This is a genomic window from Streptomyces sp. BK239, assembly GCF_004217285.1.
Lineage (GTDB): Bacteria > Actinomycetota > Actinomycetes > Streptomycetales > Streptomycetaceae > Streptomyces.
Map to the genome: position 1 here is coordinate 172,483 of NZ_SHKS01000007.1, position 18,991 is coordinate 191,473.

Genomic DNA, 18,991 nt, shown 5'->3' on the forward strand with positions numbered 1-18,991 from the left:
AAGTCCCGGTCGCCATCGTCGGCATGGCGGTGCTGCTGCCGGGCGCGGCCGATCTGGACGCCTACTGGCGGAACCTGCGTGACGGTGTGGACGCCGTCGGCGAGGCGCCGGACGGGCGCTGGGACGCCGGCTACTACCGCCCCGGCAGCGCGACCGGACCGGCCGTGGCGGACCGGGTCTACGCCCGGCGGGGCGGGTTCGTGGACGGGCTGGCGGAGGTCGAGGTGACCCGGTTCGGGATCATGCCGAACTCGGTGGCCGGGACCGAGCCCGACCAGCTGATCGCCCTGCATGTGGCCGCGGCCGCCCTCACCGACGCGGGCGGCGTGGACCGTCTGCCGGAGCGAGGGCGCGTCGGCGTGGTCCTCGGACGGGGCGGCTATCTGACCCCGGGCCTGGTCCGGCTCGACCAGCGCGTCCGCACGGCAAGCCAACTCACCCGGACTCTCGGCGAGTTGCTGCCCCATCTCACCGGCGAGCAACTGGACCGGGTGCGCGAGGCGTTCACCGACCGGCTGGGCCCGTACAGCCCCGAGTCGGCCATCGGGCTGGTGCCCAACCTCGCCGCGTCCAGGATCGCCAACCGGCTCGACCTGCGGGGGCCGGCCTACACCGTGGACGCGGCCTGTGCCTCGTCACTGGTCGCCGTGGACCAGGCGGTGGGCGAACTGGTCAGCGGGCGCTGCGACTTGATGCTGGCGGGCGGTGTCCACCACTGCCACGACATCACGCTGTGGAGCGTGTTCTCCCAGTTGCGCGCGCTGTCCCCGAGCCAGCGCATCCGCCCCTTCCACCGGGACGCCGACGGCATCCTGATCGGTGAGGGCACGGGTGTGGTCGTCCTGAAGCGGCTGGCCGACGCGGAGCGCGACGGCGACCGGGTCTACGCCGTGGTCCGGGGCACCGGGGTGGCGAGCGACGGCCGGGCGGCCGGGCTGGTCAACCCCGATCCGGGCGGCCAGGCGCAGGCGGTGCGGCAGGCCTGGCGGGCCGCCGGTCTCGACCCGGCCGCCCCCGGTTCGCTCGGCCTGCTGGAGGCCCACGGCACCGCGACCCCGGCCGGTGACAGCGCCGAACTCGCAACGCTGGCCGAGGTGTTCGGACCGGGTGACATTCCCGGTGCCGGGTCCGCCGCGCCGGGTCGGGAGGCGGAGTCCTCGGCCCGTACGGCCGTCCTCGGCTCGGTCAAGTCGATGATCGGGCACACCATGCCCGCCGCCGGGGTCGCCGGTCTGGTGAAGGCCGCGCTCGCCGTGCACCACCGGACGCTGCTGCCCACGCTGCACTGCGACGACCCGCACCCCGCCCTCGCCCGCACCCGCTTCCGCACGCTGGAGAAGGCCGAGCCCTGGGAGACCACCGGGGAACAGCCGGTGCGGCGGGCGGCGGTCAACGCCTTCGGGTTCGGCGGGATCAACGCCCACGTGGTGCTGGAGGAGGCGCCGGGCGCCTCCCGGGCCGCTCCGGCACGCGCCCCCGGGGCACGCCCGGCAGCGGTCACTCAGGTGACCGAACCTGAACGCGTCCTCCTCCTCGCCGCCGACTCACCCGAACGGCTGGCCGCCGCGCTCGACGCCGACGACGAAGCCGTACGGCGCCAGGGTCTCGACCCCGCCCGCACCCATCCGGCGGCCGGCCCGGCCCGGCTCGGCATGGTCGACCCGACCGACAAGCGGCTCGCCCTGGCCCGCCGGGCCGTCGCCCAAGGGAGCGCCTGGCACGGCCGCAACGACGTCTGGTTCCGCCCGGGCCCCCTGCTCGACCCCGGCCACCGCACCGGCCGCCCTCCCGCCCGCGCCACCGGCCGCCTCGCGGCCCCCGGCAGACTCGCCTTCCTCTTCCCTGGCCTGGAGGGAGACTTCACCCCCCGCGTGGACGACGTCGCCACCCACTTCGGCCTGCCGCCGCTGCCCGTGCCCGAGGAGCGGGCCGGTGACATCGGTCTCGGTCTGCACGGTCTCGGGGTCGTCGCGGCCGGCCGGCTCCTCGACACCGCGCTGCGCCGGACGGGGATCGTGCCGGACGCGGTCGCCGGACACAGCGTGGGCGAGTGGACGGCGATGGCGGCGGGCGGACTCTACGCCGGGGACGACGTCGACGCCTTCATGGCCGCGTTCGACCCGGACGCGCTGACCGTGCCCGGCGTCGCCTTCGGCGCGATCGGCGCGTCCGCCGAGCGGGTGACGGCCGCCCTGCGGGAGGAGGACTGGGAGGAGGCAGGTCTGGTGCTCTCCCACGACAACGCGCCCCACCAGTCGATGGTGTGCGGTCCGCAGCCGGCGGTCGACGCCTTCGTGCGGGCGTTCCGCGCCCGGGGGGTGCTCAGCCAGGTGCTGCCGTTCAGGTCCGGCTTCCACACGCCGATGCTGGCGCCGCACCTGGGCCCCATCAAGGAGGCCGCCGAGCGCTTCCGGCTGCACCCGCCGCACACCCCGGTCTGGTCCAACACGACCGCCGCGCCCTTCCCCGCGGACGAGGCCGAGACCCGCGCCCTGTTCGTACGCCATCTGCTGGAGCCGGTGCGCTTCAGGCAGTTGACCGAGGCCCTGTACGCGGCGGGCCACCGGGTGTACGTCCAGGTCGGGCCGGGGCAGCTCGGCTCGCTCGTCGGTGACACCCTGGGCGCGCGGGACCATCTCGTCGTCGCCGCCAACTCCACCCGCCGCACGGGTCTCGCTCAGCTCCGCCGGGTCGCGACCGCGCTGTGGACGGCGGGCGCCGCGGTGGCCCCGGCCCTGCCGCACACAACCGACGCCGTGACATCCGACGCCGTGACATCCGACGCCGTGTCCGCCGGGACCGTCTCCGCCGGCGGCGCGTCCGGCACCGGCCGGGCGGCGCTCTCACGGCCGGTCCGACTGGACCTGGACGGCGCGCTGGTCTCCCTCGACCCGGGACGACTCGCCGAACTGCGAGCCGACTTGCGTACGGCACCGGCGCCGGCCCACGCGGCGGGCGTCACCCGCGCCTCAGGGTCCAGCACCCCCCTGGACGCCCTGGTCCCCCACTCCCCCGTGGCCGCCGAACTCAGCGCTCTGCTGCGGGAGACGGCGGACACGGCGGCCGAGCTCCTGACCGCCCCGCCCCGCCCGCACCCCACGCACCCCACATCCCCCGCCCCCCTCACCGCACCCGCCTCACCCGCCTCACAACGGCCTCTCACTCCCCGCCGCTCCACCGTCCGCGTCTCGCCCGACACCATGCCGTACCTCCTGGACCACTGCTTCTTCCCGCAGCGGCCAGGCTGGCCGGACGTGGCGGACCGGTGGCCGGTGGTCCCGGCGACGACGATCGTGCGGCACATCATGGACGCGGCCGCCGAGGCCGCGCCCGGTCTGGTGCCGGTCGCCGTGCTCGGGGCGCGGTTCGAGGAGTGGCTCACCGCGACGCCCGCCGTCGACGTGCCGGTGACGGTCACCCCCGAGGGCCCGGACCGGCTGGCGGTGTCCTTCGGCCCGAGGGCCCGTGCCACCGTCGAAGTCGCCGCCGTGTACCCGCCCCCGCCGCCCGTCCGGCCGCCGCTCGATCCGGCGTCCGAACGCATCCCCGAGCACACGGCCGCCCAACTCTACGAGCAGCGGTGGATGTTCCACGGCCCGGCGTTCCAGGGCGTCACCGAGCTCACCGCGATCGGGGACCGCGGGGTGCGGGGTGTGATCACGACGCCGCCCGCGCCGGGCGCCCTGCTCGACAACGTCGGTCAGATTCTCGGCTACTGGATCATGGCCACCCGCACCGAGCGCACGGTCGTCTTCCCGGTCGGGATGCGGGACATGCGGTTCTACGGGCCGCACCCCGCACCGGGCGCCGAAGTGGTGTGCGACGTGAGGATCACTTCGCTGACCGACACCGCCCTGGAGGCCGACGTCCAGTTGACGGTCGACGGCACGGTGTGGGCGGAGCTGCACGGCTGGCAGGACCGCCGGTTCGACAACGACCCGACCACCCGCCCCGTCGAGCGCTTCCCCGAGCGCAACACGCTCTCCGAGGTCCGTCCGGGCGGCTGGACGCTGCTGTTCGAGCGCTGGCCGGACCTGGCCTCCCGCGAGCTGATCATGCGCAACTCCCTGAACAGCGCGGAGCGTTCGCGGTACGCCGAGCATCCGCCGCGCGGACGGCGGCAGTGGCTGCTGGGGCGGATCGCGGTCAAGGACGCCGTCCGCCGATGGCTGTGGGAGCACGGTGAGGGCCCGGTCTTCCCGGCGGAGCTGCGGGTGCACAACGACACGGCGGGCGGCCCGTATGTGACGGGCGTGCACGGCCGGGTGCTGCCCGCGCTCGACGTGTCGCTCGCGCACCGCGCGGAGGCGGGCGTCGCCCTCGTCCGGCCGCACACGCCCGGTCCGGGCCCCGGCATCGACATCGAGGAGGTCGTCGAGCGAACGCCGGAGACCGTGGCGACCGTGCTCGGCCCACGCGAACTCCGTCTGCTACGGGGCCTGTCGTCGTCCGCCGGTGACTCCGAGGCGCTGTGGTTCACCCGGTTCTGGGCGGCGAAGGAGGCGGTCGCCAAGGCGGAGGGAACCGGGTTCGGGGGCCGGCCACGGGACTTCGCGGTCCTGGACGCCGCCCCGGACAGCGGCCGGCTGACCGTCTCCGGGCGTCTGGAACGCGCCTACACCGTGCACTGCGCCCCGGTCGCCAACCCGCCGTCCCTGCCGGACCGCCGCTACGTCGTGGCCTGGACGACCGGGCCCGTCGAGCCGTCCCCCGCCCCAGCGAAGGAGTACGACCGATGACCGCCGACAGCCCCCGCACTCCCGATTCCCCTCTCCCGCCGGTCGCCGACGAGGAGGCCGTCCTCGCAGACCTCAGGGACATGCTGACCCGGCTCCTCCAGGACGAGTACGGGCTCGACGACGTCGAGATCGGCCCGCACACCACGTTCAACCGCGATCTGGAGCTGGAGAGCATCGATCTCGTCACCCTGGCCGGGATGCTCCAGGAGCGGTACGGCGAGCGGATCAACTTCGCGGAGTTCGTGGCCGGGATGGAGTTCGACGAGATCATCGAGCTGACCGTGGGGCGGCTCGTCGAGTACGTCGTGACCGGTCTGAAGGCCGCGGAGGCGAGCTGACCGTGGCGATGGTCGACACCGGCGCCGTCCGGTTGCACGTACAGAGGATGGGGCCCGGCGGCGGCCGCCCGGCGGCCGCCACCGTGGTGCTGGTGCACGGTCTGCTCACCGACAGCCTGGCCAGCTACTACTTCACCGTGGCCCCCGCGTTCGCGGCCGCCGGCCTCGACGTCGTCATGTACGACCTGCGGGGCCACGGCCGCAGCGAACGCCCCGCCGAGGGTTACACGTTGGACCACAACGTGGACGACCTGGAGGCGCTGCTCGACCGTCTCGGCGTCACCGGCCCCGTGCACCTGGTCGGCAACTCCTACGGCGGCACGGTCGCGTTCGGCTACGCGGCCCGCCGTCCGGAGCGGGCGGCGAGCGTCACGCTGGTCGAGTCCGAACCGGCCACCGCCGCTTGGGCGGTGAAGCTGGGCGGCATCCTGGAGCGGGTGGTGGCCGAGCTGGCGTACAACGAGCCCGACGTGATCGCCTGGATCACCGCCCATCGCGGCCACAACACCGCCCGGCTGGCCAGGGGCGCGGCCCGTCTCGCCCGGGAGACCACGCTCGGCCGGGACATCCCCGCGAGCCGGGTGATGACGGAGTCTCAGATCGCGGGGGTGCGCTGCCCGGTGCTGGGCGTGTACGGCGGTGACTCCGACCTCGCCGAACTCGTGCCGTGGCTGGAGGGGTTGCTGCCGGACTGCCGGACCGTGGTGATCCCCGGGCAGGAGCACTCGGTGCTGGTGGAGGCGGCGGGGACGGTGGGCGGGCACGTCCTGTCGCTGCTGCGGGAGGCCGAGTCGGCCAGGGCGGCGGAGGTCCGGTGAGCCGATTCCTCTGTGTCGTACCGCCGTTGACGGGGCACATCAACCCGCTCGTCGGTGTGGCCGCCGAACTGACCGCGCGCGGGCACCGGGTGGCGTGGGCGTGCTCCGACCCGGCGCTGGTGCGGCGGCTCGCGGGCGACGGCGTCGAGGTGCACCCCTGCGCCGGGGCGCCGGAAGGGTCCCGGCCGCCGGAGCTGCGCGGACCGGAGGCGCTGAGGTTTTTGTGGGAGTGGTACCTGCTGCCGCTGGCCGAGGCGATGGCGCCCGGTGTGCGGGCGGCCGTCGAGGCGTTCCGGCCGGACGTGGTGGTTGCCGACCAGCAGGCGTTCGCGGGCGCGCTGGTGGCGGAGCGGATGGGCGTGCCCTGGGCGACCTCGGCGTCGACGTCGGCGGAGTTCACCGATCCGCTGGCCGGGCTGCCCAAGGTGCGGCAGTGGCTGGAGGAGCGGCTGGCCCGGCTCCGGGAGACGATGGGCGACCCGGCGGGCGTCGCCGATCCGCGGTTCTCCCCGCGTCTCGTCCTCGCCTTCAGCACACCGGAGTTGGCGGGGCAGCGCGCCGGGGTCCGGTGGGTCGGCCCGTCGATCGCCGCCCGCCCGTCCCCGGCCGCCTTCCCCTGGGAGTGGCTGGATCCGGGCCGGTCCGTGGTGCTGGTCACGCTCGGCACCGCTAACACCGACGTCGGCGGCCGGTTCCTCCAGGTGTGCCGCGGTGCGCTGCGCGAGCGGGCCGACCGCGTGCAGGGGGTGATCGTCGACCCGGGCGGCGCCCTGGGGGGCGGCCACACCGGCGGGAAGGATCTCCTCGTGGTGCCGTCGGTCCCGCAACTTCCGCTGCTGGAAAGGACGGACGCCGTCGTCTGTCATGCCGGGCACAACACCGTGTGCGAGGCGCTGTGGCACGGCGTCCCGCTCGTGGTCGCGCCCATCCGGGACGACCAGCCGGTCGTGGCAGGGCAGGTCGCGGACGCCCTTGCCGGGGTACGCGTGCGGTTCGGCCGCGTCGGCGAGGAGAAGCTGGGGGCCGCCCTGGACGCCGTACTGGACGATCCGGGGCACCGAGCGGCGGCCCGCCGGATCGGCGCCGCGTTCCGCGCCGCGGGCGGCGCGTCCGCCGCCGCCGACCATCTCGACGAGCTGGCGAAGGAGTTGTGGTGAGCGACGAGAGCAAGCGGACCACCGAGCGGATCGCGGAGCTGCGTCCGGGCTACCAGGCCGACCTGGCGGCCGGCCTGGACCGCTTCTTCGAACCGCGGCGCACCACCTGCCCCTGGTGCGGCTCGGAGCGGCTCACCACCCGGCTGCGCACCACCGACCTGCTCCAGCACAAGCCGGGCCGTTTCGTCCTGGACCGGTGCGAGGCCTGCGCCCACACCTTCCAGAACCCCCGGCTGAGCGCCGAGGGACTGGAGTTCTACTACCGGGACTTCTACGACGGGCTCGGCGAGAAGAAGCTCGGCGACACCTTCGGCGGGCGCACCGCGATGTACCGGGGGCGGGCGGAGTCGATGCTGCCGCACGACCCCGGGCCGAAGACCTGGCTGGACGTCGGCACCGGGCACGGCCACTTCTGCGCGGCCGCCCGCGAGGTGCTGCCGGACACCGTCTTCGACGGCCTCGACTTCACCGAGGGCGTCGAACTGGCCGCCCGCGAGGGCCGGGTGGGGCACGGCTACCGGGGTGAGTTCCACGAGCTGGCGGCGGACCTCGCGGGCCGGTACGACGTGGTGAGCATGTTCCACTACCTGGAGCACAGCACCGATCCCGACCGTGAACTGCGCGCCGCCCGGGAGACCGTCCGTCCCGGCGGACATCTGCTCATCGAGGTCCCGGACCCGGAGAGCCGGTGGGCGCGCCTGCTGGGCCGCTGGTGGCTGCCCTGGCTGCAGCCGCAGCACCTGCACTTCGTGCCGGTCGCCAACCTGCGGCGACGCCTGACGGACCTGGGCTTCACGGTGGTGTCCGAGCAGCACCGCGAGCCGCACGACCCGGTCGACCTGCTGGCCGCCGTCTGGCTGTCGCTGGACCGGCTGGCCCCGCGGGACGACGCGCCCTGGCTGCCGCGGCGGCCGGGGGCGGCCCGGAGGGTGCTGCGCGGGGCGCTGCTGGTCGCCGGGATCCCGGCGCTGGTCGCCGGCACGCTGCTCGACCGGTTCGCCATCCGGCCGCTGTCGCACCGGCTGGGGCTGTCCAACGCCTACCGGATCGTGGCCCGTCGGGACTGACGGGGGCGGGGCCGCGTCCGGCGGGCGGCGGCGCGCCGCAGGGTCACTTGATCACCGCGTTGGCGACGACCACGATCACGCCCAGCAGCGCGTCGAGCAGCCCGGTCAGCAGCGCCTTCGGCCATGATCTGCGCGACCAGCGGGCCGAGACCAGGCCGAGGCCGAACAGCATCGAGATGTTGAGGACGAACGCCGGGAACTCGACGCCGTCCGGCCGCCACCAGCCCCACCCCGCGCCGGCCAGGACGAAGACCGTGGGCAGGACGGCCACCACCAGCGGCCACTCCTCGCCCACGGTGCGCAGGGCGTCCCACCGCCGGCTCGGCCGGCGCTCGGCGACGAAGTGGGCGTAGCCGTGGGCGAGGGCGGAGGCGAGCGCGGTCACCAGCAGCCACAGGGCGTCGTAGCGGCGGCTGGCCCGCGAGGAGTGGCCGTAGGTGCTGAGCGCCGCGACCAGCGACGAGGCGAGGACGGCGCCGTAGACACCGCCGAAGAGGACGGCCTCGCGGGTGTCGTGCCGGGGCGGCACGTCGTCAGCCGCGGTGGGGTCCGCCATGATCTCCACGATCGCCGGTGTACGGCCGGGTCGCCAGCCACGAGGCCCGAAGGGGCGGGAGCGCGGCAGGAGGGTTGACACGGCCGCGACCGCGCCCCCAGGGTGGCCTGGCAAGGACATCAGGACATATGGACCGCTCATGTGGGCCTTCCGAGGAACGTCCCTGTGCACGTCCGTGTGGACCGCTCGTGGGGAAGGGCAGGGCTCTCGTGGTGGACGCGCTGGGTGTCGCGGTCGTCGGGTTCGGCTGGATGGGCCGGGTGCACACCCAGGCCTACGCGCGCGTGCCGCATCACTTCCCGCGGCTCGGGGTGCGGCCGGAGCTGGTCGCGGTCGCGGAGGAGGTGCCGGGCCGGGCCGAGGAGGCCGCGGCGCGTTACGGATTCGCCTCGACGTACCGCGACTGGCGTGACATCGCCGCCGACGCGCGCGTGGGGGCCGTCAGCATCACCGCGCCGAACTTCCTGCACCGGGAGATCGGCGTCGCGATGGCCGAGGCCGGCAAGCACATCTGGATCGAGAAGCCGGTGGGCCTCACGGCCGCCGACGCCCGCGCGGTCGCGGACGCGGTCGCCCGCGCGCGCGTGCAGGGGACGGTCGGCTTCAACTACCGCAACGCGCCCGCCGTCGAGGCCGCGCGCGAGCTGATCGCCTCCGGGGAGATCGGCGCCGTCACCCATGTCCGCATCCGTCTCCTCAGCGACTACGCGGCCCACCCGGACGGGGCCCTGACCTGGCGCTACGAGCGGGAGCGGGGCGGCAGCGGGGTCCTCGGCGACCTCGCCTCGCACGGCGTCGATCTCGCCCGCTTCCTGCTCGGCGACATCACCTCCCTCGTCGCCGACACCGCGGTCTTCATCCCCCGGCGCGCCCGCCCCACCGGCGCCACCGCCGGGCACGCCCTGGCCGCCGGCGGCGAGCCGGGTCCCGTGGAGAACGAGGACTACGTCAACTGCCTGCTGCGGTTCGCCTCCGGGGCCCGCGGCGTCCTGGAGGCCTGCCGTGTCTCGGTCGGCGAGCAGAACGACTACGGCTTCGAGGTGCACGGCACCCGGGGCGCCGTCTCCTGGGACTTCCGCCGGATGAACGAACTCGCCGTCAGCCGCGGCACGGCGTACCAGGACCAGCCGGTCAGCACGGTGTACGTCGGCCCGGGCGCGGGCGAGTTCGCCGCGTTCCAGCCGGGCGCGGCGAACGCGATGGGCTACGACGATCTGAAGGTGATCGAGGCGTACCGGTTCCTGCGCTCGATCGCCGAGGGCCGGCCGTACGGGACGACGCTCGCGGACGCCGTGCACAGCGCGACCGTCCTGGACGCGATGACCCGCTCGGCCCGCACCGGCGCCTGGACGGCCCTGGAGCCCGCGTCCTGACAGGCGCCCTCACCACGTCACCCTTTCGGCCGGCCGCGCGCGATCCTCCTCCGCGCTCGCGCGCCGAGGATCACCTTCGCCGGGAACAGGGCCACCCACCACCACGCGGCCGCGCCGTCCAGCACCTGGGCGAGCGGGATCGTGACCGCGAAGACCGCCACCGTCGCGATGAGGTCGGCGGCGGACAGGAGGAGGTCCGGGTCGCCGGCGGGGGCCTCGCGCAGCCAGGGCCGTCGGTTGAGGAGGACGGCCAGCGCGAGGTGGGTCGCCCCGAGGGCCGTGACGGCCGCGGAGTAGACGACCACCGAGACGGCCTCCTGCGGGTACTCCGAGATGAGGGTCGTGGGGAAGGGCAGGAGAGCGGCGAGGCCCATGCCGAGCAGGGAGAGCCGGACGATCTGGGAGTCGACGTGCCGCACCCGGCGGAAGATCCGGCGGTGGTCGCGCCAGAACTGCGCCAGCACGAAGAAGCTCAGGGCGTAGGCCCCGAGGTTGGGCAGGACGTCCCGCAGCGCGTCTCGGTACTGCTCGTCGTCCAGGCCCGGCGGCACGGACAGGTCCAGCACGAGCAGGGTGACGGCGATCGCGAACACGCCGTCGGCGAGCGCGACGAGCCGCTCCGGTTCCCCCTCGGGGGCTGCTTTCCACACGCGTACGACAGTAGGAAAGCCGACGGCCCGCACATGCCCTCACACGCCGGACGTACCGGGTGACAGCGAATGCCCGGTGCCGCGGTCAGCCGGCCGTCGCCTGGGGCGGTGTGTTGTACGGCGTCACCACCTGGATCGCGGAGGGCAGCACCGGTCCGGCCGGCGGCAGTGCGCCGTGGGCCCGCATCACGACGTGGCAGGCCTCGCGCATGTCCTGGCGCAGGTCGTGGTGGAGCACGGCGGACAGGCGGTGTTCGCGCAGCAGCCGGGTGTTGTCGTGGTCGAGGTCGTGCGCGACGAACACGACGCACTCGCGGCCGAGGTCCTCGAAGGCCCTGAGGGTGGCGATGTTCCCGCCGCCGATGGAGTAGACGGCGCGGATGTCCGGGTCCCGTTCGAGGGCGGCGCGGACGACGTCGTACTGGGTGGCGTCCAGGCCCTGGCCCTCGGCGATCTCGACGAGCGCGCGCTCGGGATGGCGGGCGCGCATGACGCTGCGGAAGCCCATCTCGCGCTCTTCCTCGTTGCGGAAGAACCCGCTGCTGAGGCTGGTGAGCACATTGCCCGGCCGCTCGCCCAGCCACTGGCCCATGAGGTACGCGGCGGTGGCGCCGGCGGCCCGGTTGTCGATGCCGACATAGCCGAGCCGGGCGCTGGCGGGCAGGTCGGTGACGAGGGTGACGACAGGGATGCCCGCGGCGGCGAGCCGGCCGACCGCCGCCGTGACCTCGGGGACGTCCGGCGCCTTGAGGATGACGCCCTGCGAGCCGCGGCGGGCGATCCGGTCCAGGCCGGCGACGAGTTCCCGGACGGGGCCGGTCTCGCGGAAGTGGAAGCGGGAGCGGAGCACGGCCGGGTGGAGCGCGGGCAGTTCGGCCTCCAGCGCGGCCCGCACCGCCGTGGTGAACCGCTCGGGCGCCTGCATCACGATGTCGACCATGAAGGTGCGGCCGACGAGCCGGACCTGGGTGCGCTGCCGGTCCAGGTCGGCGATGGCCCGGCGCACCTCCTGCTCGGTGGAGGCGCGCACCCCTCCCCGGCCGTTGAGGACCCGGTCCACGGTGGCCTCGCTCAGGCCCGCCTGGCGGGCGATCTCACGGATCGGGAAAGGGTGGCCCACGGCCGGCTCCTGAAGGTGTGCTGGACGGATGACCCCGACGGCGCTTGAGGGGTTTTTGATGGCTCGCTGCAGGTTGTTCGAGGGTTTTGTGCTGACAAGAATGGCAGAGCCGCACGACGCCGTGGGGCCCCGCGGAACGCAGCGGGCTCCGTCGAGCCCGCCGGCGACGCCGCGAGAGCTGAGAGGAACGCCGATCCATGCCACTTCTCGACGACAAGGTCGTCCTCGTCAACGGCGGCAGCCAGGGCGTGGGCGCCGCGACCGCCAGGGCGGCCGCCCGCGAGGGCGCCGTCGTCGCGGTGAGCGGCCGGCGCCCCGAACCCGGCGAGGCCCTGGTGACGGAGCTGACCGCGGCCGGCGGCGAGGCGATGTTCGTCCCCGCCGACCTGGCCGACGCCGCACAGGTGACGTCCTGCGTCACCCGCGTGGTCGAGGCGTACGGCCGGATCGACTGCCTGGTGAACTCCGCGGGCCTGACCTCGCGGGGCACACTCCTGGACACCACGCCCGAACTGTTCGACCAGCACATCGCGATCAATCTTCGGGCGCCGTTCTTCGCGATGCAGGCCGCCGTCCGGGACATGGTCGGCCGGGGCGCGCCCGGCACCGTGGTCAACATCATCACCTCGTCCGCGCACGGCGGTCAGCCCTTCCTGGCGCCGTACGTGGCCGCCAAGGCCGGGCTGGCCGGCCTCACCCGCAACGCGGCGCACGCCCACCGCCACGACCGGGTGCGCATCAACGGGCTGAACATCGGCTGGACGGCGACCGAGGGCGAGGACGCGACGCAGCGGGCCTTCCACGGCGCCGGCGACGACTGGCGGGAGCAGGCGGCGGCACGGCTGCCGATGGGCAGGCTGGGCCTGCCGGACGAGATCGCGGACTTCGTGGTCTTCCTGCTGTCCGACCGGTCCGGCGTGGTCACCGGTTCGGTGATCGACTGGGACCAGAACGTCCTGGGCGGCCTCGACTAGGCCGTTCGACAGTCCCGCCCCTGCCTCCTCCGGCCCTTCCCGCACGACCCTCAAGGAGCTGCACCCCCCATGCGCATCGGAATCCTCGGCCTCGGCCGCATCGGCGCCTTCCACGCCGAGACCCTCTTCGGACTCGACGCCGTCGAGTCGCTCGTCGTCGCCGACCCGTTCGCCGAGGCCGCCAAGACCGCCGGGGAGCGGTTCGGCGCCGAGGTCGCGGACTCCCCCGAGGCGGTGCTCGCGGCGGGCGTGGACGGCGTGGTGATCGCCGCCGCGACGGACGCCCACCCGGGCCTGATCCTCGCCGCCGTGGAGGCCGGGGTGCCCGTCTTCTGCGAGAAGCCGGTCGCCCGGACCATGGCCGAGGGCGTGGAGGTCCTCAAGGCCGTGCAGGGCCGGGACGTCCCGATCCAGATCGGCTACAACCGCCGCTTCGACACCGGTTTCGTCAACGCCCGCGCGGCCGTGCGGTCGGGCGAGCTGGGCACGCTGCACACGGTCCGCTCGACCACCCTCGACCCCGCGCCGCCGCCCGCCGCGTACATCGCCGCCTCGGGCGGCATCTTCCGCGACTGCTCGGTGCACGACTTCGACATCATCCGCTGGGTGACGGGCCGTGAGGTGACCGAGGTGTACGCGGTCGGCGGGAACCGGGGCGCGGACTTCATCAAGGAGGCGGGCGACGCGGACACCACCGGCGCGATCCTCACCCTGGACGACGGCACGATCGCGGTGGTCTCCAACTCCCGTCACAACGCGCGCGGTTACGACGTGCGCATGGAGATCCACGGCTTCCAGGACTCCATCGCGGTGGGCCTGGAGGACAAGCTGCCGCTGCGCTCGGTGGAGCCCGGGGTGACCTTCCCGGCCGGTCCGCCGCACGACTTCTTCATGGACCGCTTCACCGCCGCCTACCGCGCCGAACTCACCGCCTTCACCGAGGTGGTGGCGGGCTCCCGGCCCTCACCCTGCACGATCGAGGACGCGCTGGAGGCCGGCTGGATCGCGGAGGCGTGCACGCTGTCGCTGCGCGAGCACCGACCGGTGACGATCGCGGAGGTCCGCACGGCCTGACCGGCGGACTCGGTCGGACCACCACCCGCCCGGCCCGCCTCGACGCGCGGTGGTCCGACCGGCCTCACTGCGCCGCCGGCTGGGCCGGCAGGTTGTACACGTGCTCCGGCGAGATGATCTTCGTGATGGCGTCGCCGAACAGGGTGCTGGGCTCCTCGTTGTCGTGCCCGATGTCGGTGTTCAGCACCACGACGAGGGTGGTCCGGGCGGACGGCAGGTAGATCGTCAGGGACTCGTAGCCGGGCAGGGAGCCGTTGTGGCCGATCCACCCCTGCACGTCGAAGATGCCCAGGCCGTATCCCGCGCCCGGGATCGGGGTCGGCGGGGTGGTCAGCCGCTGCTTCTGCAGAGCCGGGCTGATCAGCCTGCCGCCGTCGGGCAGTTCACCCGTGGCCACCGTGCGGGCCCACACGCGCAGATCGTCCAGGTCTGAGATCATCGCCCCGGCCGCCCAGCCCCAGGAGGGGTCCCAGTCGGTGGAGTTCTCGACCTTCCCGGTGGCCGTCTGGTTCGTGTAGCCCTGCGCGTGCGGCGAGGGGAACTCGCTGCCCGTGGGGAAGAGCGAGTGCTTCAACCCGACCGGATCCAGGACGCGTTGCTGGATGTACTCGGCGAGGGGGCGTCCGCTCGCCTTCTCGACGACCAGGCCGAGCAGGATCAGGTTGGTGTTGCAGTAGTAGAACTTCTCGCCGGGCGGGAACAGCACGGGGTGCTTGAAGCTGTAGTCGAGCAGCTGCTGCGGGGTGAACGGGCGGCGCGGGTCGGAGGTCAGGGCCTTGAAAAAGTCAGGGTCCTCCGAGTAGTTGTACAGTCCGCTGCGCATGCCGGCCAGTTGCCGCAGGGTGATCTTGTCGCCGTTGGGCACGCCGGCGATGTACTCGCCGATGGTGTCGTCGAGGCCGACCCTGCCCTGGTCGACGAGTTGGAGCAGCGCGGTGACGGTGAACGTCTTGGTCTCGCTGCCGATGCGCATGTACAGGTCCGGCGTCATCTTCTGGCCGGTGTCCTTGTCCGCGACGCCGAACGACTTCACGTACTCGCCCCGGTCGGGCGTCCAGATGCCGACGCTGACGCCGGGGGTGCCCGTCTCCTTCTGGACCCGCTGCACGGCCTGGTCGATCTGTTCCTGGACGTCGGCGGTGAGCGCGCGGACGTCTCCCCCGGTCGGCGTCGGCGAGGGCTGGGCCGCGGGGGCGGCCGAGGACGGCTCGGCGGTGACCGCTCCGCCCACGGCGGGTGCCACCAGGGCCGCCAGAGCTGCGGCCACCAGGGTTCCCCTGCGCAGTCGGACACTCGGACGCGTCATGGGCTCACTCCTCCACGAGGAGACGAACGCCGCAGGCCACAGCCGCACCAACGGGTACGGGCCGCGTGCGGCCCATCGATCCCCAGCATAGAAGCGCCCCCGGGCGGCCGCCCGTCGGCGAGGCAGCAGCCGCGCCGTCACCGCCGTACGTGCAGATGTCCCGGCTGCGGATAGTCGGGCGGGGCGGCCGGCAGCACGGCGTCGAGGACGTAACCCGTCTTCTCCGCGACCCGGCAGGACGCCGTGTTGTCGCTCTGGTGGAGGAGTTCGAGACGGGTCAGGCCGCCGACGGCGGTGAAGGCCCAGTCCGTCAGCGCGGCCAGCGCACGGGGGGCCACGCCGCTGCCCCGCGCGTGCGCGGCCGTCCAGTAGCCGACCTCCGCCGAGGGGCCGCCTGACGCCTTGAGCACCACGTTCCCGACCAGCGCCCCTTCCCCGCCGCCGGATCGGGCCTCCAGCACGGCGAACGCGAAGCGTCGTCCCGAGGCCCAGCCCTCCTGTTGCGCGCGCACCCAGCGCGCCGCGCTCGCCTCGTCCCGGACGTCACCGCTCCCCCAGCGGCGCAGCGCCGGGTCCCGGTGGACGTCGATCAGATCGGCGGCGTCCGAGGGACGCCAGGTGCGCAGGACGAGGGCGGGGGCCGTCGCGGTCGCGACGGCCCCCAGCCTGACTTCGGCGTCGAACATGCCGAGCATCATAAGTGAGCTGCGGCGGAGTGCATCTGACGGATGCTCAGTGAGGCAGGCGCGAATCTCAGTCCTTCTTCTCCCCGCCGCCCGCCACCGGTGCGGTGAGGTCCGTCTCCTCGGGGAGCCCCTCGACGTCGACTCCGCGCACCTGTGACAACTCGTGCTTGAGGGCGGCGAGTTCGGCCCCGCCGGCCATGTGGTTGGTGAGCTCCTCCAGGCTGACCTGGCTGCGCTCGGCCGACAGTTCCATCGTGCCGAGGCGCAGGACGCTGAAGTGGTCGCCGACCATGTAGGCGTGGTGCGGGTTGTGGGTGATGAAGATGACGCCGAGGCCGCGCTCGCGGGCGGCGGCGATGTACTTGAGGACCACGCCGGACTGCTTGACGCCGAGGGCGGCGGTGGGCTCGTCCAGGATGAGCACGCGGGCGCCGAAGTAGACGGCGCGGGCGATGGCGACGCTCTGCCGCTGCCCGCCGGAGAGGGTGCCGATGGGCTGTTCGAGGTCGTCGAGGACGATGCCCATGTTGCGCAGTTCCTCGTCGGCGGTCCTCTTCATCCGGTCGATGTCGAGGCGGCGCACGGGCCAGGGGCCCTTGGTCATCTCGGAGCCGAGGAAGAAGTTGCGCCACACCGGCATGAGGGGGACGGTGGCGAGGTCCTGGTAGACGGTGGCGATGCCGTGGTCGAGAGCTTCGCGCGGGGTGGAGAAGCGCACGGGCCGGCCGTCGACGAGGAACTCGCCCTCGGTGTGCTGGTGCAGCCCCGAGATGATCTTGATGAGGGTGGACTTGCCCGCTCCGTTGTCGCCGAGCACGCAGGTCACGTTGCCGGGGCGGACGGCGAGGTCGACCCCGTGCAGGGCGCGGATGTTGCCGTAGGACTTGCCCGCGTTGCGCAGTTCGACGAGGGGGTGCTCGCCGTCGGCGGACGGGGTGTCCATCAGGACGGCCCCGTGGGCGCCGGTGTCGTCGTCGGTCATGGCGGTCACCTCCGGGTAGCCGTGCGCTGGACCCACAGATTGATCAGGACGGCGCCGAGCAGCATCACGCCGAGGAACGCCTTGAACCAGTCGGGGTTCCAGCCTGCGTAGACGATGCCCTGCTGGACCATGCCGAACATGAACGCGCCGAAGACCGGGCCGATCGCGGAGCCGTAGCCGCCGGTGAGCAGACAGCCGCCGATGACGGCCGCGGCGATGTAGATCAGCTCCTGGCCGACGCCCTCGCCGGACTGCACGGTGTTGAACGTGAACAGCTGGTGCATGCCGACGAACCAGGCGCCGAAGCCGACCAGCATGAACAGCGAGATCTTGGTGAAGGTCACCGGCACGCCGACGGCGCGCGCGGACTCCTTGTTGCCGCCGACGGCGAAGATCCAGTTCCCGTACCGGGTGCGCAGCAACACCCAGGTCGCCAGCGCCGCGAAGACCAGCCACCACACGATGGTGATCTTCACCTGGACGCCGCCGACGTCGAACGTCGAGGCGAAGATGCTCTTGGCCTGGCTGAAGCCGTCCATGTCGCTGATGCCGTCGGTGGCCACGTCGCCGGTGACCAGCCGGGTGACGGCGAGGTTGACGCCCTGGAGGATCAGGAAGGTGCCGAGGGTGACCAGGAAGCTCGGCAGGCCCGTCCTGACGAGCATCCAGCCGTTGAACGCGCCGATCCCCAGGGAGACCAGCAGCGCGACGACCACACCGACCCAGACGTTCATGGTGAGCTGGTAGCTCAGCATGCTCGCGGTGAGCGCCGAGGTGATCACGGCGACGCCGGCGGAGAGGTCGAACTCGCCGCCGATCATCAGCAGGGCCACGGGCAGCGCCATGATCCCGATGGTCGACGACTGGTACAGGATGTTCGCCATCGAGCTCGCCTCGCGCACCGGCGGCGCGGCGAAGAGGAAGAACACGTACACCGCGGCGGCGCCGAGGAAGACGCCCACCTCGGGGCGGGCCAGCAGCCTGAAGGCGAGCGGCCGCCGCGAGGTGCGGCCGTCGGTCTGTCGCGGGCCGGAGGCCGGCGGTGCGCTCACCGCCGGCTCGGCATGCCGGGCCATGCTCATCACCGGGTGCCCTTCGCGGCGTACGAGGCCACCGCCTCGACGTTCGACTTGTCGACGAAGGCCGGGCCGGTCAGCACGGGCTGCTCGCCGCCGCCCATGTAGTTGCCGTTGTTCTTGTAGAGCCACAGCGAGTCGATCGCCAGGTAGCCCTGGAGGTAGGGCTGCTGGTCGACGGCGAACTGGATGGTGCCGTCGGAGATGGCGCTCGTCAGGTCCTTGTTGAGGTCGAAGGTGGCGATCTTCGCCTTGGAGCCGGCCTCGGACACCGACTGCACCGCCGTCAGCGCGAACGGGGCGCCGAGGGTGACGACGTAGTCGATGGCGCTGTCCTGCTTGAGCTTGGCGGTGATCGTCGACTTCACCGACGGCATGTCGGTGCCGTTGACGTAGAGGGTCTCGGTGGCGCCGGAGAAGGTCTTCTTCACGCCGTCGCAGCGCTGGGTGAGGCCGATGTTGCCCTGTTCCTGGACGACGCAGACCGCTTTCTTGGCGCCCTCCTTGTTCAGCCGGTTGCCGAGGGCCTCGCCGGCCACCGTCTCGTCCTGCCCGAAGAACTCCAGCAGGCCGAGGCTCTTCCACTCGCTGACACCGGAGTTGAGGCCGACCACGGGTATCTTCGCGGCCTTGGCCTTGGCGATGACGTCCTTGAGGGCGTCCGGCTTGGCGAGGGTGACGGCGATGCCGTCGACCTTCTGGTCGATCGCGTTCTGGACCAGGTTGGCCTGGTTGCCGGCGTTCGGGTCGTTGGAGTAGACGAGCTTGACGTTGTCCTTGGCGGCGGCGGCCTCGGCGCCCTTGCGCACGATGTCCCAGAAGGTGTCACCGGACGCCTGGTGGGTCACGAGGGCCACCGTCATCTGCGGGGTGGTCGCCTTGCCCGCGGAGGCGCCGTCCGCGCTCTCCTCGGCCTTCTTGCCGCCGGAACTGCTGGAGCAGCCTGCGAGGGTCAGGGCCACCGCCGCGGCCATGGCCACGACCGGGGCGATTCTACGGGAGCGGGCGGGAGACGAGCTGTCCATCTTTCCGGCACCTCACTGTGCGACGGGGGAACGACGGCCCGGACCTGGCG

General features: G+C 73.1%; 16 protein-coding genes. 8 read left to right on the top strand and 8 right to left on the bottom strand.

Annotated features, from left to right (window positions below):
• The first annotated feature begins 23 nt into the window (after positions 1–23).
• From EV567_RS22475 to EV567_RS22495, 5 genes are read left to right on the top strand one after another with little or no spacing between them, the layout of a single operon-like run.
• The gene (locus EV567_RS22475; protein WP_242620974.1) at positions 24–4,739 is read left to right on the top strand and encodes a type I polyketide synthase; all 4,716 of its coding nucleotides are present in this window, start codon (positions 24–26) and stop codon (positions 4,737–4,739) included.
• Positions 4,736–5,077 (top strand): acyl carrier protein, encoded by a 342-nt coding sequence (locus EV567_RS22480; RefSeq protein WP_130442929.1) that lies wholly within the window; start codon positions 4,736–4,738, stop codon positions 5,075–5,077. Before EV567_RS22475 ends, EV567_RS22480 begins: the two co-directional genes overlap by 4 nt.
• A gap of 2 nt (positions 5,078–5,079) precedes the next feature.
• The gene (locus EV567_RS22485) at positions 5,080–5,895 is read left to right on the top strand and encodes an alpha/beta fold hydrolase (RefSeq protein ID WP_130442931.1); all 816 of its coding nucleotides are present in this window, start codon (positions 5,080–5,082) and stop codon (positions 5,893–5,895) included.
• Positions 5,892–7,052: a glycosyltransferase gene (locus EV567_RS22490; RefSeq protein ID WP_130442933.1), complete on the top strand. Its 1,161-nt coding sequence runs from the start codon at positions 5,892–5,894 to the stop codon at positions 7,050–7,052. Before EV567_RS22485 ends, EV567_RS22490 begins: the two co-directional genes overlap by 4 nt.
• Positions 7,049–8,119 (top strand): class I SAM-dependent methyltransferase, encoded by a 1,071-nt coding sequence (locus EV567_RS22495; RefSeq protein ID WP_242620963.1) that lies wholly within the window; start codon positions 7,049–7,051, stop codon positions 8,117–8,119. Before EV567_RS22490 ends, EV567_RS22495 begins: the two co-directional genes overlap by 4 nt.
• Positions 8,120–8,162: 43 nt before the next feature.
• On the opposite strand, the gene EV567_RS22500 is transcribed toward EV567_RS22495, so the two are convergent.
• A complete protein-coding gene (locus EV567_RS22500) occupies positions 8,163–8,675 on the bottom strand; it encodes a hypothetical protein (RefSeq protein WP_130442935.1) in 513 nt (170 codons plus the stop codon).
• A gap of 209 nt (positions 8,676–8,884) precedes the next feature.
• Between EV567_RS22500 and EV567_RS22505 the strand changes: the two genes are divergently transcribed.
• On the top strand, positions 8,885–10,048 hold the full coding sequence (locus EV567_RS22505; RefSeq protein WP_130443110.1) for a Gfo/Idh/MocA family protein: 1,164 nt from the start codon (positions 8,885–8,887) through the stop codon (positions 10,046–10,048).
• A 17-nt stretch (positions 10,049–10,065) separates the two neighbouring features.
• Here the strand turns inward: EV567_RS22505 and EV567_RS22510 are convergent, their stop codons facing one another.
• Both EV567_RS22510 and EV567_RS22515 read right to left on the bottom strand, forming a co-directional pair.
• Positions 10,066–10,698: a TMEM175 family protein gene (locus tag EV567_RS22510; protein WP_130442937.1), complete on the bottom strand. Its 633-nt coding sequence runs from the start codon at positions 10,696–10,698 to the stop codon at positions 10,066–10,068.
• 85 nt (positions 10,699–10,783) lie between these two features.
• Positions 10,784–11,818, bottom strand: a complete 1,035-nt coding sequence (locus tag EV567_RS22515) for a LacI family DNA-binding transcriptional regulator (RefSeq protein WP_130442939.1) — start codon at positions 11,816–11,818, stop codon at positions 10,784–10,786.
• A gap of 197 nt (positions 11,819–12,015) precedes the next feature.
• Between EV567_RS22515 and EV567_RS22520 the strand changes: the two genes are divergently transcribed.
• On the top strand, positions 12,016–12,792 hold the full coding sequence (locus tag EV567_RS22520; RefSeq protein ID WP_130442941.1) for an SDR family oxidoreductase: 777 nt from the start codon (positions 12,016–12,018) through the stop codon (positions 12,790–12,792).
• A 69-nt stretch (positions 12,793–12,861) separates the two neighbouring features.
• A complete protein-coding gene (locus tag EV567_RS22525; RefSeq protein WP_130442943.1) occupies positions 12,862–13,866 on the top strand; it encodes a Gfo/Idh/MocA family oxidoreductase in 1,005 nt (334 codons plus the stop codon).
• Positions 13,867–13,930: 64 nt separating this feature from the next.
• Here the strand turns inward: EV567_RS22525 and EV567_RS22530 are convergent, their stop codons facing one another.
• The 5 genes from EV567_RS22530 to EV567_RS22550 all read right to left on the bottom strand — a co-directional run bounded on the left by EV567_RS22530 (position 13,931) and on the right by EV567_RS22550 (position 18,941).
• Positions 13,931–15,172, bottom strand: coding sequence for a serine hydrolase (locus EV567_RS22530; protein WP_130442945.1), 1,242 nt, complete (start codon positions 15,170–15,172; stop codon positions 13,931–13,933).
• A 137-nt stretch (positions 15,173–15,309) separates the two neighbouring features.
• Positions 15,310–15,858, bottom strand: coding sequence for a GNAT family N-acetyltransferase (locus EV567_RS22535; RefSeq protein WP_130442947.1), 549 nt, complete (start codon positions 15,856–15,858; stop codon positions 15,310–15,312).
• A gap of 67 nt (positions 15,859–15,925) precedes the next feature.
• Positions 15,926–16,840, bottom strand: a complete 915-nt coding sequence (locus EV567_RS22540; protein ID WP_130442949.1) for an ATP-binding cassette domain-containing protein — start codon at positions 16,838–16,840, stop codon at positions 15,926–15,928.
• Positions 16,841–16,845: 5 nt separating this feature from the next.
• Positions 16,846–17,922 carry an ABC transporter permease gene (locus EV567_RS22545; RefSeq protein ID WP_130442951.1) on the bottom strand — a complete coding sequence of 359 codons (1,077 nt, stop codon included), beginning with the start codon at positions 17,920–17,922 and terminating at the stop codon, positions 16,846–16,848.
• Positions 17,922–18,941 carry a sugar ABC transporter substrate-binding protein gene (locus tag EV567_RS22550; protein WP_130442953.1) on the bottom strand — a complete coding sequence of 340 codons (1,020 nt, stop codon included), beginning with the start codon at positions 18,939–18,941 and terminating at the stop codon, positions 17,922–17,924. The genes EV567_RS22545 and EV567_RS22550 overlap by 1 nt, the downstream gene beginning before the upstream one ends.
• Between the last annotated feature and the right edge of the window lie 50 nt (positions 18,942–18,991).

Coding starts and splice junctions, on each gene's coding strand:
- EV567_RS22520 (WP_130442941.1), top strand. CDS start 12,016: ATGCCACTTCTCGACGACAAGGTCGTCCTCGTCAACGGCGGCAGCCAG.
- EV567_RS22540 (WP_130442949.1), bottom strand. CDS start 16,840: ATGACCGACGACGACACCGGCGCCCACGGGGCCGTCCTGATGGACACC.
- EV567_RS22475 (WP_242620974.1), top strand. CDS start 24: ATGGCGGTGCTGCTGCCGGGCGCGGCCGATCTGGACGCCTACTGGCGG.
- EV567_RS22535 (WP_130442947.1), bottom strand. CDS start 15,858: ATGTTCGACGCCGAAGTCAGGCTGGGGGCCGTCGCGACCGCGACGGCC.
- EV567_RS22550 (WP_130442953.1), bottom strand. CDS start 18,941: ATGGACAGCTCGTCTCCCGCCCGCTCCCGTAGAATCGCCCCGGTCGTG.
- EV567_RS22530 (WP_130442945.1), bottom strand. CDS start 15,172: ATGACGCGTCCGAGTGTCCGACTGCGCAGGGGAACCCTGGTGGCCGCA.
- EV567_RS22500 (WP_130442935.1), bottom strand. CDS start 8,675: ATGGCGGACCCCACCGCGGCTGACGACGTGCCGCCCCGGCACGACACC.
- EV567_RS22480 (WP_130442929.1), top strand. CDS start 4,736: ATGACCGCCGACAGCCCCCGCACTCCCGATTCCCCTCTCCCGCCGGTC.
- EV567_RS22545 (WP_130442951.1), bottom strand. CDS start 17,922: ATGAGCATGGCCCGGCATGCCGAGCCGGCGGTGAGCGCACCGCCGGCC.
- EV567_RS22525 (WP_130442943.1), top strand. CDS start 12,862: ATGCGCATCGGAATCCTCGGCCTCGGCCGCATCGGCGCCTTCCACGCC.